At 60.6% G+C, this 17,527-nt stretch carries 15 protein-coding genes; all 15 read right to left on the bottom strand.

Annotated features, from left to right (window positions below; translation table 11 throughout):
- Positions 1-7: 7 nt before the first annotated feature.
- Positions 8-556, bottom strand: coding sequence for an NADH-quinone oxidoreductase subunit NuoI (gene nuoI, locus PSCI_RS27235; RefSeq protein ID WP_045493175.1), 549 nt, complete (start codon positions 554-556; stop codon positions 8-10).
- A gap of 12 nt (positions 557-568) precedes the next feature.
- Positions 569-1,576 carry an NADH-quinone oxidoreductase subunit NuoH gene (gene nuoH / locus PSCI_RS27230; RefSeq protein WP_045493172.1) on the bottom strand — a complete coding sequence of 336 codons (1,008 nt, stop codon included), beginning with the start codon at positions 1,574-1,576 and terminating at the stop codon, positions 569-571.
- Complete coding sequence (gene nuoG / locus PSCI_RS27225) at positions 1,573-4,296, bottom strand: NADH-quinone oxidoreductase subunit NuoG (RefSeq protein WP_045493169.1); 2,724 nt, start codon at positions 4,294-4,296, stop codon at positions 1,573-1,575. The genes nuoH and nuoG overlap by 4 nt, the downstream gene beginning before the upstream one ends.
- A gap of 146 nt (positions 4,297-4,442) precedes the next feature.
- The gene (nuoF, locus tag PSCI_RS27220) at positions 4,443-5,801 is read right to left on the bottom strand and encodes an NADH-quinone oxidoreductase subunit NuoF (protein ID WP_045493166.1); all 1,359 of its coding nucleotides are present in this window, start codon (positions 5,799-5,801) and stop codon (positions 4,443-4,445) included.
- Entirely contained in the window at positions 5,798-6,295 is a 498-nt protein-coding gene (gene nuoE / locus PSCI_RS27215) for an NADH-quinone oxidoreductase subunit NuoE (protein ID WP_045493163.1), read from the bottom strand. The genes nuoF and nuoE overlap by 4 nt, the downstream gene beginning before the upstream one ends.
- Before the next feature lie 2 nt (positions 6,296-6,297).
- On the bottom strand, positions 6,298-8,079 hold the full coding sequence (gene nuoC / locus PSCI_RS27210) for an NADH-quinone oxidoreductase subunit C/D (protein ID WP_045493160.1): 1,782 nt from the start codon (positions 8,077-8,079) through the stop codon (positions 6,298-6,300).
- A gap of 73 nt (positions 8,080-8,152) precedes the next feature.
- The gene (locus PSCI_RS27205; RefSeq protein WP_045493157.1) at positions 8,153-8,827 is read right to left on the bottom strand and encodes a NuoB/complex I 20 kDa subunit family protein; all 675 of its coding nucleotides are present in this window, start codon (positions 8,825-8,827) and stop codon (positions 8,153-8,155) included.
- Between the two features lie 10 nt (positions 8,828-8,837).
- Positions 8,838-9,251 (bottom strand): NADH-quinone oxidoreductase subunit A, encoded by a 414-nt coding sequence (locus PSCI_RS27200; RefSeq protein WP_045493154.1) that lies wholly within the window; start codon positions 9,249-9,251, stop codon positions 8,838-8,840.
- A 463-nt stretch (positions 9,252-9,714) separates the two neighbouring features.
- The gene (gene aceA, locus PSCI_RS27195; RefSeq protein WP_045493151.1) at positions 9,715-11,040 is read right to left on the bottom strand and encodes an isocitrate lyase; all 1,326 of its coding nucleotides are present in this window, start codon (positions 11,038-11,040) and stop codon (positions 9,715-9,717) included.
- Between the two features lie 573 nt (positions 11,041-11,613).
- Complete coding sequence (locus PSCI_RS27190; protein ID WP_045493148.1) at positions 11,614-12,354, bottom strand: secretin N-terminal domain-containing protein; 741 nt, start codon at positions 12,352-12,354, stop codon at positions 11,614-11,616.
- Positions 12,355-12,614: 260 nt separating this feature from the next.
- Positions 12,615-13,040 (bottom strand): GNAT family N-acetyltransferase, encoded by a 426-nt coding sequence (locus PSCI_RS27185; protein ID WP_045493144.1) that lies wholly within the window; start codon positions 13,038-13,040, stop codon positions 12,615-12,617.
- A complete protein-coding gene (locus PSCI_RS27180) occupies positions 13,033-14,199 on the bottom strand; it encodes a ribosomal protein uL16 3-hydroxylase (RefSeq protein WP_045493141.1) in 1,167 nt (388 codons plus the stop codon). Before PSCI_RS27180 ends, PSCI_RS27185 begins: the two co-directional genes overlap by 8 nt.
- An 81-nt stretch (positions 14,200-14,280) precedes the next feature.
- Positions 14,281-15,651, bottom strand: a complete 1,371-nt coding sequence (gene purB, locus PSCI_RS27175; RefSeq protein WP_045493138.1) for an adenylosuccinate lyase — start codon at positions 15,649-15,651, stop codon at positions 14,281-14,283.
- Positions 15,652-15,768: 117 nt separating this feature from the next.
- Positions 15,769-16,389 carry a high frequency lysogenization protein HflD gene (gene hflD, locus PSCI_RS27170; RefSeq protein ID WP_045493135.1) on the bottom strand — a complete coding sequence of 207 codons (621 nt, stop codon included), beginning with the start codon at positions 16,387-16,389 and terminating at the stop codon, positions 15,769-15,771.
- Complete coding sequence (gene mnmA, locus PSCI_RS27165; protein WP_045493133.1) at positions 16,389-17,519, bottom strand: tRNA 2-thiouridine(34) synthase MnmA; 1,131 nt, start codon at positions 17,517-17,519, stop codon at positions 16,389-16,391. Before mnmA ends, hflD begins: the two co-directional genes overlap by 1 nt.
- Positions 17,520-17,527 lie beyond the last annotated feature (8 nt).

Below are 17,527 nucleotides of genomic sequence, written 5' to 3'. Positions count from 1 at the left end.
GACTTCCTTAAGGCAGCAAGCTCTTGACGTTGATCGGTTCGGCTTCACTCTGCGCGGCGCCTTTGGGCTTGCCGGAGATTGCCATGCCGGCAACGCGATAGAAGTTATAGTCGGGGTTCTTGCCGGGGCCGGAAATCAGCAGGTCTTCTTTCTCGTACACCAGGTCTTGGCGCTTGAAGTCAGCCATTTCGAAATCCGGGGTCAACTGGATCGCGGTAGTCGGGCAGGCTTCTTCGCACAGGCCGCAGAAAATGCAGCGCGAGAAGTTGATGCGGAAGAACTCCGGGTACCAGCGACCGTCTTCGGCCTCGGTCTTCTGCAAGGCGATGCAGCCGACCGGGCAGGCCACGGCGCACAGGTTGCAGGCCACGCAGCGTTCTTCACCGTCGGGGTCGCGGGTCAGGACGATCCGGCCGCGATAGCGTGGTGCCAGATAAACCGGTTCTTCCGGGTATTGCAGGGTGTCGCGCTTGCGAAAGCCGTGACCGAAAATCATCACCAGGCTGCGCAACTGGGTACCGGTACCCTTAACGATGTCGCCAATATATTTGAACATGGGTCAGTTACCTCACTGAACCGCGCCTGCCGGCGTGTTGAGCAACACGATCGCGGCAGTCACCAGCAAATTGATCAGGGTCAGCGGCAGGCAGAATTTCCAGCTGAAATCCATCACCTGGTCATAGCGCGGGCGCGGAATCGAAGCGCGCAGCAGGATGAACAGCATGATGAAGAACGCGGTCTTCAAAGCGAACCAGATGAAGGGGATCTGCGGCAGGATACCGAACGGACCATGCCAGCCACCGAAGAACAGGGTGACCAGCAGCGCCGAGATCAGCACGATGCCGATGTACTCGCCGACGAAGAACATGCCCCATTTCATGCCGGCATATTCAATGTGGTAACCGTCGGCCAGTTCCTGCTCGGCTTCGGGCTGGTCGAACGGGTGACGGTGAGTCACGGCGACGCCAGCGACGAAGAACGTACAGAAGCCGAGGAACTGTGGAATGATGAACCACAGGTTCTGCGCCTGATACTCGACGATGTCGCGCATGTTGAACGAGCCGGCCTGAACCACCACGCCCATCAGCGCAAGACCCATGAACACTTCGTACGACACGGTCTGGGCCGAGGCCCGCAGGCTGCCCAGCAAGGCGTACTTGTTGTTACTCGACCAACCGGCGAACAGCACTGCGTACACCGACAGACCCGCCATCGCGAAGAAGAACAGCAGGCCGATGTTCAGGTCTGCGACACCCCAGGTCGGGGTGATCGGGATGACGATGAACGAGATCAGCAAGGCGCTCATGGCCACCACCGGTGCCAGGGTGAAGATCACCTTGTCGGCAAACGGCGGCATCCAGTCTTCTTTGAAGAACATCTTCAGCATGTCGGCAGCGATCTGGAACATACCGAACGGGCCAACCCGGTTCGGGCCATAGCGGTCCTGCCACCAGCCCAGCAGGCGTCGCTCGACGAAGCTGAGCAACGCGCCGCTGATGACCACGGCAAGCAGGATGACGATGGCCTTGAGGACCGCAATGATCACATCGATCACTTCAGGGGTGAACCAGCTCATTGCGCTGCCTCCTGCAGACCGGCCACGGATTTGCCGGAAAACGCCGGCGGAATGCCTGCCAGACCGACCGGCAGGGCGACCAGGCCAGCGCCCAGTTCTTCATTGATGCGCAGCGGCAGACGCAGGGTCTGGCCGGCCACCTCCAGGCTGACCAGCGCGCCCTCGTTGACGCCCAGACGATCGGCTTCTGCTTTGGCCAGTGCAACGTAGGCAGCCGGGATGCGCTCTTGCACCGGTGCGGCTTTCGAAGAGTTCTCTTCGCTGCCGAACAGGTGGTAGAACGGCACCGCTTGCCAGCTACCCTGCGCCGGAGCGAAGGCGCGTGGCACGCTGGCAAACCAGCTCAGCTTGTCGCCGGTGCTTTCGATCAGGCGCACGCCCGGGTCACCGGCACGCAGATGACCGCCGACCTCGTCCTGGAACTTGTTCCAGGCCTGTGGTGAGTTCCAGCCCGGTGACCAGGCGAATGGCACCTGCTGGCGTGGTTCGACCGAGCCCGAATAACCTTCCATCGAGAACGAGAACGCCGTGTCCTTGTCTTGTGGCGTGCGCGGCTCGTGCACGCTGATATTGGCGCGCATCGAGGTCCGGCCGCTGTAACGCAGCGGTTCGCGAGCCAGCTTCAGACCTTTGATACGGAACGACGCGGACGGTGCGGCATCGACAATACCTGCCAGGCGGGGGTTGGCCGCGGCGCAGGCTTCGGTGACCTGGTCGAGCTGGGTCCAGTCCACCGGCTGATTGAGCAGGGTCGAACGCAGCGCGTGCAGCCAGCGCCAGCCTTCGTGGACCAGAATGCTGGCGTCCAGATAGGTCGGATCGAACACCTGGAAGAAACGCTGGGCGCGGCCTTCCTGGCTGACCAGGGTGCCATCGCCTTCAGCGAAGCTGGCCGCTGGCAGGACCAGATGGGCACGGTCGGCGGTCGCGGTCTTCTGGTGATCGGCAACGATCACTACCTTGGCCGCGTTCAGTGCGGCGTCCACGGTGGCGGCATCGGTACGGCTGTACAGGTCGTTTTCCAGCACCACGATGGCGTCGGCCTGACCCGAGATCACCTGCTGCAGCGCAGCATCGAGCGAATCACCACCGAGCAGGGCCAGGCCCATGCTGTTGGCTTCCGGCACCACCAGGCTCAGCGAGCCTTCTTTCTCGCGCAGTTTCAGCGCTTTGGCGATGTTGGCGGCGGCTTCGATCATGGCCTTGGAGCCCAGCGAACCACCGGAAATGATCAGTGGACGCTTGGCGGCCAGCAGTGCATCAGCGATGGTTTTCACCAGTTCCAGCGCTTCTGCGTCCAGGCCAGCAACAGCCGGGGCGCTGGCGTCGATGGCGTGGGCCACGGCAAAGCCGAGACGGGCGAGGTCGTCAGGCGCGGCGTGCACGCAGTGCTCGGCCACGTCGTCCAGACGGGTGTCAGTCAGGCTGGCAATGAACAGCGGGTTCAGTTCGTGCTGGGCAATGTTACGCACCGCAGCATCAAGCCATGGCTGGACCTTCATGGCGGCGGCCATGTCGCGGGCCTTGCCCTTGACCGCCTGACGCACGGCCAGGGCGACCCGGGCAGCTGTCTGGGTCAGGTCTTCGCCAAGAATGAAGATCGCGTCGTGATCTTCGATGTCACGCATGTTCGGCACCGGCAGCGGGCTGTCGCTCAATACCTGGGCGATCAGGCGCACGCGCTCAAGCTCACCGGCTTCGATACCGCTGTAGAAGTGCTCGGCACCGACCAGCTCGCGCAGCGCGTAGTTGCCTTCCAGGCTGGCGCGTGGCGAGCCGATACCGACGATGTTACGACCGCGCAGCAGGTCGGCGGCGGTGTCCAGCGCCTCGTCCAGGCTCAGTTTCAGCTGCTCCTGGCCCTTGTTCAGCAGCGGCTGGCGCGGACGATCCTTGCGGTTGACATAGCCGTAACCGAAACGGCCGCGGTCGCACAGGAAGTACTGGTTCACCGACCCGTTGAAACGGTTTTCGATGCGCCGCAGTTCGCCATAACGCTCACCGGGGCTGATGTTGCAGCCGCTGGAGCAGCCATGGCAGATGCTCGGGGCGAACTGCATGTCCCACTTGCGGTTGTAGCGCTCGGAGTGGGTCTTGTCGGTGAACACGCCGGTCGGGCAGACCTCGGTCAGGTTGCCGGAAAACTCGCTCTCCAGCACGCCGTCTTCAACGCGACCGAAATACACGTTGTCGTGAGCGCCATACACGCCCAGGTCGGTGCCGCCAGCGTAGTCCTTGTAGTAACGCACGCAGCGGTAGCAGGCGATGCAGCGGTTCATCTCGTGAGCGACGAACGGCCCCAGGTCCTGATTCTGGTGCGTGCGCTTGGTAAAGCGATAGCGGCGCTCGTTGTGGCCGGTCATCACGGTCATGTCTTGCAGGTGGCAGTGACCGCCTTCCTCGCAGACCGGGCAGTCATGCGGGTGGTTGGTCATCAGCCATTCGACGACACTGGCGCGGAACGCCTTGGACTCTTCATCTTCGATGGAGATCCAGGTGTTGTCGGTGGCAGGGGTCATGCAGGACATGACGATCCGGCCGCGGGTATCGTTTTCATCGTTGTACTGCTTGACCGCGCACTGGCGGCAGGCACCGACGCTACCCAGCGCGGGGTGCCAGCAGAAATACGGAATGTCGAGGCCCAGGGACAGACAAGCCTGTAGCAGGTTGTCCGCACCGTTGACTTCGAGCGCTTTGCCGTCTACGTGGATAGTGGCCATGGTTCAAAGTTCTTCGTTGGCCCGTTGTCAGCGGGCGTGGCTAATGGAATCCGGTGGTACCTGCTTCGCTCGGCCCCTTCATGGAAGGGGCGGCGTCAGCCGGTACAGGGTCGCCATGCCAGGCATTGGCGACCGGTCAGTCTTGTTTATGCCCCGACTGTGGTCGGGATCTTGCCGGGGATGGGCAGGCCCGCGCTTGCTGGCGCGACACCGGCCTCGAATTCCGGCCTGAAGTACTTGATCGCGCTACCCAGCGGCTCGACCGCACCCGGTGCGTGAGCACAGAAGGTCCGGCCAGGGCCGAGGAAGTTGACCAGGCCCAGCAGCGTCTCGATGTCTTCGGCACGGCCCTGGCCTTTTTCCAGGGCGCGCAGCATCTTCACGCTCCAGGGCAGGCCATCGCGGCACGGAGTACAGAAGCCACAGGACTCCTGGGCAAAGAACTCTTCCATGTTGCGCAGCAAGGAAACCATGTTGACCTTGTCGTCCACCGCCATGGCCAGGCCCGTACCCATCCGGGTACCGACCTTGGCGATGCCGCCGGCGTACATTTGCGCGTCCAGGTGTTCCGGAAGCAAAAAGCCGGTACCGGCGCCGCCTGGCTGCCAGCACTTGAGCTTGAAGCCGTCGCGCATGCCGCCGGCGTAGTCTTCGAACAGCTCGCGGGCCGGCACGCCGAACGGCAGCTCCCACAGGCCCGGGTTCTTGACCTTGCCGGAGAAGCCCATCAGCTTGGTGCCATGGTCTTCACTGCCTTCGCGGGCCAGCGACTTGTACCAGTCGTTGCCGTTGTTGACGATGGCCGGCACGTTGCACAGGGTTTCGACGTTGTTCACGCACGTCGGCTTGCCCCATACGCCTACGGCGGCAGGGAAGGGCGGCTTGGAGCGCGGGTTGGCGCGGCGGCCTTCCAACGAGTTGATCAGTGCGGTTTCTTCACCGCAGATGTAACGGCCGGCGCCGGTGTGCACGAACAGCTCGAAATCAAAACCGCTGCCAAGAATGTTCTTGCCCAGCAGGCCGGCAGCCTTGGCTTCTTCGACCGCACGGTTGAGGTGGCGGGCGGCGGTGACGTACTCACCGCGCAGGAAGATGTAGCCGCGGTAGGCTTTCAGTGCACGGGCACTGATCAGCATGCCTTCGATCAGCAGATGGGGCAGTTGCTCCATCAGCATGCGGTCTTTCCAGGTGTTGGGTTCCATTTCATCGGCGTTACACAGCAGGTAACGGATGTTCATGGACTCGTCTTTAGGCATCAGACCCCACTTCACGCCGGTGGGGAAGCCTGCGCCACCACGACCTTTGAGACCGGAGTCCTTGACCGATTGGACGATGTCATCGGGCGATTGCTGGGTCAGCGCCTTGCGCGCCGCAGCGTAGCCGTCCTTGCTCTGGTACTCGTCGAGCCACACCGGCTCGCCGTCGTCACGCAGACGCCAGGTCAGCGGGTGGGTTTCAGCCGTGCGCGCAATGCGGTTGGCCGGACCGAAGGAAGTCAGGGTCATGGGTAAGCCTCCAGCATCTTGGCAACGCCGCCGGGCTGCAGATTGCCGAATGTATCGTCATCGACCATTACCGCTGGCGCCTTGTCGCAGTTGCCCAGGCAGCACACCGGCAGCAGTGTAAAGCGGCCGTCGGCGGTGGTCTGGCCCGGAGCGATGCCCAGCGAGTTCTGGATTTCTTCGACGATCGACTCGTGACCGGCAATAAAGCACACCATGCTGTTGCAGACGCGGATGATGTGCCGGCCGACCGGCTGACGGAAGATCTGGCTGTAGAAGGTGGCTACGCCTTCGACGTCGCTGGCAGGGATGCCGAGGATGTCGCTGATCGCATAGATCGCGCCGTCCGGCACCCAGCCGCGCTGCTTCTGGACAATTTTCAAGGCTTCGATGGACGCCGCACGCGGGTCCTCGTAGTGATGCATTTCGTGCTCGATGGCCGAGCGCTCGGTTTCGCTGAGAACGAAACGGTCTGTCTGGATAAGTGGGCTGTTCATTCTTAGCGGTCCACGTCGGCCATAACGAAGTCGATACTACCCAGGTACGCAATCAGGTCCGCGACCATGCTGCCTTTGATCACCGAAGGGATCTGTTGCAGGTGCGGATAGCTCGGAGTGCGGATCCGGGTACGGTAGCTCATGGTGCCGCCGTCGCTCGTCAGGTAATAGCTGTTGATACCCTTGGTCGCTTCGATCATCTGCAACGATTCGTTGGCCGGCATGACCGGACCCCACGAAACCTGCAGGAAGTGGGTGATCAAGGTTTCGATGTGCTGCAGGGTGCGCTCTTTTGGTGGCGGCGTGGTCAGCGGGTGATCCGCCTTGTACGGGCCGGCAGGCATGTTGCGCAGGCACTGGTCGATGATGCGGATACTCTGGCGCATCTCCTCGACACGAACCATGCAGCGGTCGTAGGCGTCGCCGTTGTGGGCCAGTGGCACTTCGAACTCGAAGTTCTCGTAGCCCGAGTACGGACGCGCCTTGCGCAGGTCGAAATCACAGCCGGTGGAACGCAGGCCAGCACCTGTGACGCCCCATTCCAGCGCCTCTTTGGTGTTGTAGGCGGCCACACCGATGGTCCGGCCCTTGAGAATGCTGTTCTGCAAGGCGGCTTTGGTGTACTCGTCGAGGCGCTTGGGCAGCCAGTCGACGAAGTCCTTGACCAGTTTCTCCCAGCCGCGCGGCAGGTCGTGAGCCACGCCACCGATGCGGTACCAGGCCGGGTGCAGGCGGAAACCGGTGATCGCCTCGATCACGGTGTAGGCGCGCTGGCGGTCGGTAAAGGTGAAGAACACCGGGGTCATGGCGCCGACGTCCTGGATATAGGTGCCCAGGAACAGCAGGTGGCTGGTGATGCGGAAGAACTCGGCCATCATGATGCGGATGGTGTCGACCCGGTCCGGCACCTTGATACCGGCCAGTTTTTCCACCGCCAGCACGTACGGCAGGTTGTTCATCACCCCGCCGAGGTAGTCGATACGGTCGGTGTAGGGGATGTAACTGTGCCAGGACTGACGCTCGCCCATCTTCTCTGCACCACGGTGGTGGTAGCCGATGTCCGGAACGCAGTCGACGATCTCTTCACCGTCCAGTTGCAGCACGATACGGAAAGCACCGTGCGCAGAGGGGTGGTTGGGGCCGAGGTTGAGGAACATGTAGTCCTCGTTCGCCCCCGAACGCTTCATGCCCCAGTCTTCGGGGTTGAAGCGCGCGGCTTCTTCTTCAAGCTGCTGCTTGGCAAGGTTCAGGCTGTACGGGTCGAACTCGGTGGCGCGGGCCGGGAAGTCCTTGCGCAGCGGGTGACCTTCCCAGGTCGGCGGCATCATGATGCGCGACAGGTGCGGGTGGCCCGGGAAATCGATGCCGAACATGTCCCACACTTCACGCTCGTACCAGTTGGCGTTAGGCCAGATACGGGTGACGGTAGGTACGCTCAGGTCGCTTTCGGACAGCGCGACCTTGATCATTACGTCACTATTACGTTCAACCGACATCAGGTGGTAGAACACCGTGAAGTCAGCGCCCGGCAAGCCGCGGCGATGGGTGCGCAGACGCTCGTCGACACCATGCAGGTCATAGAGCATGGAGTACGGTTTGGCGACATTGCGCAGGAACGTCAGTATTTCGATCAGCCGGGCGCGTTCGACCCACAGCACCGGCATGCCGGTACGGGTCGGCTGGGCCGTGAAGGCCTCGGCGCCGAAGCGGGAATTCAGTTCATTGACGACATCTTGGTCGTCAGCCTTGTACGGCGGGATGTACAGAGCGGTGCCTGCAGTCATAGGTCTCAATCACTTCGGTCAACGTACAGAGTCAACCCCGTTCTTGTCTTTGTTATAAGAACAACGGGGCGTATCAGACTTCGTCGGGGCTGCGCAGGTTGGTGACCTGAATACGCTGTTCGCGGCGCTGAACCTTGGTCGACGGCATTTCGGCACGGTAGATGCCTTGATCGCCGACAACCCAGGAAAGCGGGCGCCGCTCTTTGCCGATCGACTCCTGCAGCAGCATCAAGCCTTGCAGGAACGCTTCGGGGCGGGGCGGGCAGCCTGGCACGTAGACATCCACAGGCAGGAACTTGTCCACGCCCTGAACCACGGAGTAAATGTCATACATGCCGCCGGAGTTAGCGCACGAGCCCATGGAAATGACCCACTTGGGTTCGAGCATTTGCTCGTAGAGACGCTGGATGATCGGAGCCATCTTGATAAAGCAGGTCCCGGCAATAACCATGAAATCCGCCTGACGCGGCGATGCCCGGATGACTTCGGCGCCGAAGCGCGCGATGTCGTGGGGCGCCGTGAAGGCGGTGGTCATTTCCACGTAGCAGCACGAAAGGCCGAAGTTATACGGCCACAGGGAGTTTTTGCGCCCCCAGTTGACTGCGTTGCTCAGAACATCTTCGAGCTTGCCCATGAAGATGTTCTTGTGAACCTGGTCTTCTAACGGGTCGGAAACGGTTTCCCGTTCACCGATTGGATACTGCTCGTTAGGCGCATCCGGGTCGATCCTGGTGAGATTGTATTGCATTGCCAAAGCCTCATTGTTTTAGCTTCGCCTGCCGCTTACGACGACCTTCGGGTGCCCAATCGAGCGCCCCCACTCGCCAAAGGTAGACAAGACCTGCCAACAGAATTGCTATGAAAACGAGAGCTTCGACGAATCCGGCCCAGCCGCTTTCGCGTACCGACACAGACCATGCAAAGAGAAAGAGGGCTTCGATATCGAAGATCACGAACAGCATCGCGACCAGATAGAATTTTGCGGAGAGTCGCAGCCGGGCGCCGCCGGTGGGCAACATGCCAGACTCGAAAGGTTCGTTCTTGCTGCGCCCCCAGGCGCGGCTGCCGAGCAGGCTGGACAGGCCCAGCATGAAGGCACAGAGGCCGACGACGCCCAAAAGGAAGATGGCGAGGGCCCAGTTGTGGGCGATCAAACCTGTCGATTCGGACATGCTGGCAATCCTTAATCAGAGCGCGAAAGGGCTCTGAGCTTGAAATATTTAAGAGTGTAGGCCGTGACGAAATGTCGCAACGAAATCAATAAAACTGATTTTATGTGCAAATAGAGGGCAAGTAAATTTTCTACATGAAAATTATTCGACCGGTTGGTCGCAGTAATGGCTTGCATGGCGCTGCAGGCCACGTAAACCGTGTATTACTACTGTTTTAGTCAAGTATGTTTATCGTATCGAAAAGCAAACGAAGAGAATCTTAATGATAATTGATATCATCTGGTAATCAGTATCATTGGATTTGCTGCTGTTGAAAGAAAGTGATTTAACTCATCTTACAAGTAGCACAATTGCGAAAGTGCCACCTTGCTTGAGGTCAATGTTGCGGAAAGTAACATTACTCGGGGTGTAAAAGATGAGCCACTGGTAAAAGTGGCTCATGGTTACTCAACTGCGCTCAGTTTCAGTGAAACTGCTCCTGCTCGGTGGAGCCGGTGAGGGCGGTGACCGACGAACTGCCACCCTGAATCACTGTGGTCATGTCGTCGAAATAGCCGGTACCGACTTCCTGTTGGTGGGCGACGAAGGTGTAACCCTTGGCGGCGTCGGCAAACTCCTGTTCCTGCAGCTTGACGTAGGCGGTCATGTCATTGCGGGCGTAGTCATGCGCCAGGCTGAACATGCCATGCCACATGTTGTGGATGCCGGCCAGGGTGATGAACTGATGTTTGTAGCCCATCGCAGACAGCTCGCGCTGGAATTTGGCGATGGTGGCATCGTCCAGGTTCTTCTTCCAGTTGAAGGATGGCGAGCAGTTGTACGACAGCAGCTGGTCCGGGTATTCCTTCTTGATTGCCTCGGCAAACCGGCGAGCCTCGTCCAGATCCGGCTTGGCGGTCTCGCACCACACCAGGTCGGCATAAGGTGCGTAGGCCAGGCCCCGGGCGATCGCCTGATCGAGGCCGGCGCGCACCTTGTAGAAGCCTTCCTGGGTGCGGGTCCCCGTCACGAATGGCTGATCATAAGGGTCGCAGTCAGAGGTCAGCAGGTCGGCAGCGTTGGCGTCGGTGCGCGCCAGGATAATGGTCGGCACCCCGGCCACGTCGGCAGCCAGACGTGCGGCAACCAGCTTCTGCACCGCTTCCTGGGTCGGCACCAGTACCTTGCCGCCCATATGACCGCACTTTTTAACCGAGGCCAGCTGGTCTTCGAAATGCACCCCGGCGGCGCCGGCTTCAATCATGCTTTTCATCAGCTCATAAGCATTGAGCACACCGCCAAAGCCGGCCTCGGCGTCCGCCACGATAGGGGCAAAGTAATCGATGTAGCCTTCATCGCCGGGATTCTTGCCGGTTTTCCATTGAATCTGGTCGGCCCTGGTGAAGGCGTTGTTGATCCGTCGCACGACGGTGGGCACCGAGTCGACCGGGTACAGTGATTGGTCGGGGTACATGGACTCGGCCGAGTTGTTGTCGGCAGCGACCTGCCAGCCGGACAGGTAAATGGCCTGGATACCCGCCTTGACCTGCTGGACGGCTTGTCCGCCGGTCAGTGCCCCCATGCAGTTGACGAAGTCTTTGTCGGGACGAAACGACGGTCGCGCACCCTGGGTAATCAGGTTCCACAGTTTTTCGGCGCCCAGTTTTGCAAACGTGTGTTCCGGTTGTACCGAGCCACGCAGGCGGACGACATCAGCAGCAGAATAGGTTCGGGTCACATTGTTCCAGCGCGGATTTTCAGCCCAGTCTTTTTCAAGAGCCGCTATTTGTTGTTCGCGTGTCAGTGCCATGTTGATAAACCTCAGTTCCTGGGTTTTTCAGGCTGTGAAGCGTCGCGTCAATGACTCGCTACGTTTCAGCAGTCTGATGCGGTTGGAGTGTCCTGCTCCGCCAAAACGCCTCGTTTATCGAAGGCACGATTAGCTCACTGATCGGAAAACTTGCGGCGAACCGCATTTGCATCGGGTTGCGACGGATGAACGAATGGCTCGGGGTGTCGAGCGGGCATTCAGGTGCTGTCGAAAAGTACGCACAGAACGATGTTGCACAGTGCGAAGCTCACTACATTTTATCTGACTGCCGAACAGGGCTACCGTCCCTCAGGACAACTTCGTTCCAGTCGCAACCTCGTCAAACTGCCTTTTGGGCGGTCAAGACACGAAACGGTCCATGCAGTGGCGACGGACGTGCTTCGAAGGCTCTATTCAAGCCTCTGATCAGCGGGAGCGAGGCCATCATGCCGCGCCGTTTTTGCTCCGTCAAACGTTTTGTAGTGCTTTTATGGTGTCACTACATCTTTGGTCTAATACGACTGGTGGGTCACCAAAAGGCCCGTAGGTTCTAGCTTTGCGCCAGAGGCCGGGTTAGTCGAGGGCATCGACCTTGACGCGTAGCAGCATGTCGTCGCGGCCCTGGGTCGAGTAGTACTGGGCATTGCCCTGACGATCGGCTATCGACTGGCTCTGGTTGCCTGCCAGGGTGATCCATTCGCCAAGCCGGCCGCTGACCTTGCTATCGGTACTCTGCACCTTGATTGCGTCCGGGCGCTCCTGGCTGAGGCGGTCACGGTTGGTGCTGATGCTCAGGTGCACGATATCGCCGGTCACGCTGGCGGTGACATAGAAGCCCTGGGTCACGTTGCGATACTGGGTTTCGCTCTGGCTATAACCGTAACTGTCGGTGCGTGAGGTGGTGAGCGGAACACTCTGGCCGACTTGAATCAGCGCCGGGGTGCCTTCGCTGGTCTGCACCTGCTGCACGCCGCCCTCACGGCTGCTGGTGCCGTAGCTGATCACCCGGCCGCTGCTGGCGCCGTTGTGGCTGTGTGCAGCACTGTCGCTGGTGTCGACACTGATCAGCAGGCGTCTGGCGGCTACATCGAGTTGGGCGAGCAGGGCGCGCAGTTCTTCGATCCTGCGCGACTCGGCGTTGACGATCAACTGGTTGCCATAGGCGCTGACCGTGCCGTCCTGGCCAAGGAAGTTGCGTGCTACCGGCAGCATTTCGTCACTGGTGCGGTAATTGAGCGGCACCACTTCCGTGGCAGCCAGTACCGGGGTGCTTACAGCCAGCAGCAGTGAAACCAGCAAGGGGCGTACAGACATGTCCTTTCTCCGCGAAGAGCTTCCAGAAGGGCGCCGCTAAAAACTACCTGCGTGCCATCGCTGGGTTAAAAACAGGCTTGTGCGCGAGTCCGACCGTTGCTCGCCTGTTTTTGCCTTGCGCTGGCTGCCTCGCCTACGTTTTAGAGGTGCCCTGAAGGCTTGAGTGTGCCACTTTGCCGAGCGATAGCAAAACGCCCCGATCAACCGGCCGGTAACGGCGGGTCGAGCGGGGCGTTGATCGCAGGTGTGCAGTTTTTAAACTACACCGCCTCGCGGAGCATATCCACATGCGGCAGGCCGGCTTCGAGGAACTCGTCGCTGACCACGCGAAAGCCAAAACGCTCATAAAAGGGCGCGGCATGAACCTGTGCGCTGAGCTTCTGCTGTTGCAGGCCGCGCTTTTCGGCCTCGCTCAGCACCGCGCCAAGCAGGGCTTCGCCAACCTTCAGGCCACGCCAGTCCTTGAGTACCGACAGACGACCGATTTCACCGTCCGGCAGCAAACGTGCGGTGCCTATCGGATAGTCGCCTTCGTTGGCCAGGAAGTGTACGGCGTCGGCATCTTCGGCATCCCATTCCAGCTCTGGAGGAACCGCCTGTTCGAAGATGAACACGCTTTCACGGATACGCCGTATGGCGGCGTTGTCCTTGTGCCAGTCTGCAACCGATACGCTGATTTTATTCATCGGCAAATCCCAGGCTTCCTTGTTTTACCAGCTCGCAAAGCAGTGTGCGTCCGTCCTCGTCCGCCAGCCAGGGTCCGAGGTTCTCGATGTGCAGGGCGTCGGCGGCGCAGATCAGTTTGAGCAGATCGCGCAGCTTGCCCGGCAGCAAGCGGCTCTGGCCGCTGGCGAACAGCAGCAGGTCTTCATCGACATTCGACCAGGCCAGACGCGCGCTTGGGTTGCGAATGATGATGGCGCCTTGTTCCAGGCTGTCCAGCAGGTCTTCTTCTTGCAACTCTTCGCCGCTGACCAGTTCCGGGTGGCGTGGCTCGGTCATGAACTGGCCGAACCAGGTCAGTAGCAGCCGCTCATCGCCCATGTGCTCGGCGAGCAGGCTCTTGAGACGGTCCAGCGCGTCGTGCTGGATCTGGTGTGGATCTGCAGCGGGCTGAAGGTTGGCGTCAGTGTAACGCTCTTCGTCAGGAATGAACTGGCTGAGGAAGTCGGTAAAGTGTGTCAGAACTTCAGCGGCGCTTGGCGCGCGGAAACCTACCGAATAGGTCAGGCAGTCGTCTACCGCCACGCCCCAGTGGGCCAGGCGCGGTGGCAGATAGAGCATGTCACCAGGCTCCAGAGTCCACTCATCAGTACCTTCGAAGTCTGCCAGGATGCGCAGGTCAGCGTGCTGGATCAGCTCGCTTTCGGTGTTGCACAGCTGGCCCACTTTCCAGTTGCGTTTGCCGTGGCCTTGCAGCAGGAATACGTCGTAGTTGTCGAAATGCGGGCCAACGCTGCCGCCCGGTGCGGCGTAGCTGATCATCACGTCGTCGATGCGCCAGCTTGGCAGGAAACGGAAGTTCTCCAGCAGTTCGGCGACTTCCGGCGCGAACTGGTCAACCGACTGCACCAGCAGGGTCCAGTCACGCTCTGGCAGCTTGCTGAACTCGTCCTCTGCGAACGGGCCGCGACGCAGCTCCCATGGGCGCTCGCCGTTCTCGATGATCAGGCGCGATTCGATTTCTTCTTCAAGCGCCAGGCCGGCCAGTTCGTCAGGCTCGATAGGGCTCTGGAAGTCACTGATGGCCTGACGGATCAGCAAAGGCTTCTTCTGCCAGTAGTCACGCAGGAAGACGCGTGCACTTATGCCGCCCAGAAGTTGCAGAGGAATATCAGGATTCATGTTCAAACCATTGAAATAAGGTGATTTTCGTTCGCGAATAAAAACGCCCGGCTGGGCCGGGCGTTATTCGCGGGGCGCAGGTCAGATGCGTTTGGCCTGGGCCACGGCATTGCCGATGTAGTTGGCTGGCGTCAGTTTCTTGAGTTCGGCCTTCGCGTCGCCCGGCATGTCCAGGCCATCAATGAAGGTCAGCAGCGCTTCAGGGCTGATGCCTTTGCCGCGAGTCAGCTCCTTGAGCTTCTCGTACGGGTTCTCGATGTTGTAGCGGCGCATGACGGTCTGGATCGGCTCGGCCAGCACTTCCCAGCAGGCGTCCAGGTCGGCGGCGATGCGTTGCTCGTTCAGCTCCAGTTTGCCGATGCCCTTGAGGCTGGCTTCGTAGGCGATGACGCTGTGTGCAAAGCCCACGCCCAGGTTGCGCAGTACAGTAGAGTCGGTCAGGTCGCGCTGCCAGCGCGAGATCGGCAGTTTGCTGGCCAGATGCTGGAACAGCGCATTGGCGATACCCAGGTTGCCTTCGGAGTTTTCGAAGTCGATCGGGTTGACCTTGTGCGGCATGGTCGAGGAGCCGATTTCGCCAGCAACAGTCTTCTGCTTGAAGTAGCCCAGGGAAATGTAGCCCCAGATATCGCGGTCGAAGTCGATCAGGATGGTGTTGAAGCGGGCAACCGCATCGAACAGCTCGGCAATGTAGTCGTGCGGCTCGATCTGGGTGGTGTACGGGTTGAACTCCAGGCCCAGCTCGTCTTCGATGAAGGCGCGGGCGTTGGCTTCCCAGTCGATGTCCGGGTAAGCCGACAGGTGGGCGTTGTAGTTGCCCACGGCGCCGTTGATCTTGCCCAGCAGCGGTACGGCTGCGACCTGGGCGATCTGCCGCTCGAGGCGGTAGACGACGTTGGCCAGTTCTTTGCCCAGGGTGGTTGGCGAAGCCGGCTGGCCGTGGGTGCGCGACAGCATCGGCACGCTGGCAAAGCGCTGGGCCAGTTCGCGGATGGCGTCGGCGATCTGGCGCATCAGCGGCAGTACCACGGTGTCGCGGCCCTCGCGCAGCATCAGTGCGTGGGACAGGTTGTTGATGTCTTCACTGGTGCAGGCGAAATGGATGAACTCGCTAACCTTGTTCAGTTCAGGCAGCTTGGCGGCCTGTTCCTTGAGCAGGTACTCCACGGCTTTCACGTCGTGGTTGGTGGTGCGCTCGATTTCCTTGACGCGCTCGGCGTGCTCCAGCAGGAAGTTGTCTGCCAGGGTGTCGAGAATGGCGTTGGCTTCGGCGCTGAAGGCCGGCACTTCGGTGATTTGCGGGTGCGCCGCCAGACGCTGCAACCAGCGTACTTCGACCAGAACACGGAAACGGATCAGGCCGTATTCGCTGAAGATGGGGCGCAGGGCCTGGGTTTTGCCACCGTAGCGGCCGTCGACAGGGGAAACCGCGGTGAGCGAAGAAAGCTGCATGGGGTGCTCTCGGACAGTCTGGCTTTGAAAAGGGCGCACATCATACACGAAATCACCGCTCATCTGGAGCGGGCTGACCAGCGTAGATAGCGTCGCGTGCAGTCGATGCGCGGCGTTTCAGCCGTGCATCATGGTATAGAGTTCATTCAACAACTTGCGGCGGCTGAACACCAGTTGCCAGCGATGGCCGCCAACTTGCCGCCACAGGCGCGCCGAGCGAATGCCGGCCAGCAACAGGGCGCGAATCTTCGAGGCGTTGCTGGGCTGCTGCAGATTGCGCATGTCGCCTTGCACCTGAATACGCTGGCGCAGGGTGCTCAGGGTGTCCTGGTACAGCGCACCGCTGGCGGCGATCACGTTTTCGTGAGTGATGCCGAAATGCTCAACCTGAGACTGGATCTGCGGCAGCCGCCGGCCAATCACTTCCAGCATGTCGTTACGCTTGGCCAATTGACGCTCCAGGCCCAGCATCGACAGCGCATAGCGCAGCGGCTCGCGCTGCAATGTGCCGGGGTCGCGCTCCAGGGCGCTGGCCAGGGCGCGCAAGCCTTCGCGCAGGTACTGATCGCTGCCGCCGTACACCTCCAGAGTGTCCTTCGGGTCAAGTACCAGCAGGCTGCCAAGCATGCAGCCCAGTTCGGCCTCGCTGACCTGGCCGGTCTTGGCGATGCGGTCGACCAGCACAGCGGTCTGGAATACACCGCCCAAGGCGGTCAATTGTTCCTGAATCGGAGTCATCAAACCATGTCCTTGCTGTGCCAGGGTTCGGCAGTTTCAATCACGCCGCCGCCCAGGCAGATTTCACCGTCATAGAACACCACCGATTGCCCTGGTGTGACAGCGCGTTGCGGCTCGTCAAACACTGCACGGTAACCGTTGGCGGTTTTCTCCAGGGTGCAGGCCTGGTCGGCCTGGCGATAGCGGACCTTGGCAGTCAGTCGTCGCGGGCTGTGCAGGTCAATCGGGTTGACCCAGTAAATTTGCGAAGCCAGCAGGGCACGCGAGAACAGCCATGGATGATCGTTGCCCTGACCGACGATCAGCTCGTTGTGGGTCAGGTCTTTTTCCAGCACATACCAGGGCTCGTCGCCGGCGTCTTTCAGACCGCCAATGCCCAGGCCCTGGCGCTGGCCAATGGTGTGGTACATCAGCCCGGCATGCTGGCCGATGACTTCGCCTTCAGTGGTCTTGATCTCGCCGGGCTGGGCAGGCAGGTACTGGCGCAGAAAGTCGGTGAAGCGTCGCTCGCCGATGAAACAGATCCCGGTCGAGTCTTTCTTGCGGGCGGTGATCAGGCCGTGTTTCTCGGCAATCGCCCGCACTTCGGGTTTTTCCAGTTCACCGACCGGAAACAGGGTGCGGGCGATCTGCTCGCCGCCGACGGCATGCAGGAAATAGCTCTGGTCCTTGTTCGGGTCCAGGCCCTTGAGCAGCTCAGTGTGGGTGGCGGTGTCGCGGCGACGCACATAATGGCCGGTGGCAATCAGGTCGGCGCCCAGGCTCAGCGCATAGTCAAGGAATGCCTTGAACTTGATTTCCCGGTTGCACAGGATGTCGGGGTTGGGCGTGCGGCCGGCCTTGTACTCTTCCAGGAAGTGTTCGAACACGTGATCCCAGTACTCGGCAGCGAAGTTGGCCGTGTGCAGCTTGATGCCGATGCGGTCGCAAACGGCCTGGGCGTCGGCCAGGTCTTCTTTCGCGGTGCAGTATTCGGTGCCGTCGTCTTCTTCCCAGTTCTTCATGAACAGACCTTCCACCTGATAGCCCTGTTCCAGCAGCAGAACGGCGGATACGGAGGAATCCACGCCGCCGGACATGCCGACGATGACACGGGGTTTATCGGTGTTTGGAAGGGCAGAATCAGACATGGGCATTC

The sequence above is a fragment of the Pseudomonas sp. StFLB209 genome, from assembly GCF_000829415.1.
In the GTDB taxonomy this organism is placed as follows: Bacteria; Pseudomonadota; Gammaproteobacteria; order Pseudomonadales; family Pseudomonadaceae; genus Aquipseudomonas.
This window is presented reverse-complemented; position numbering and strand designations above follow the sequence as displayed.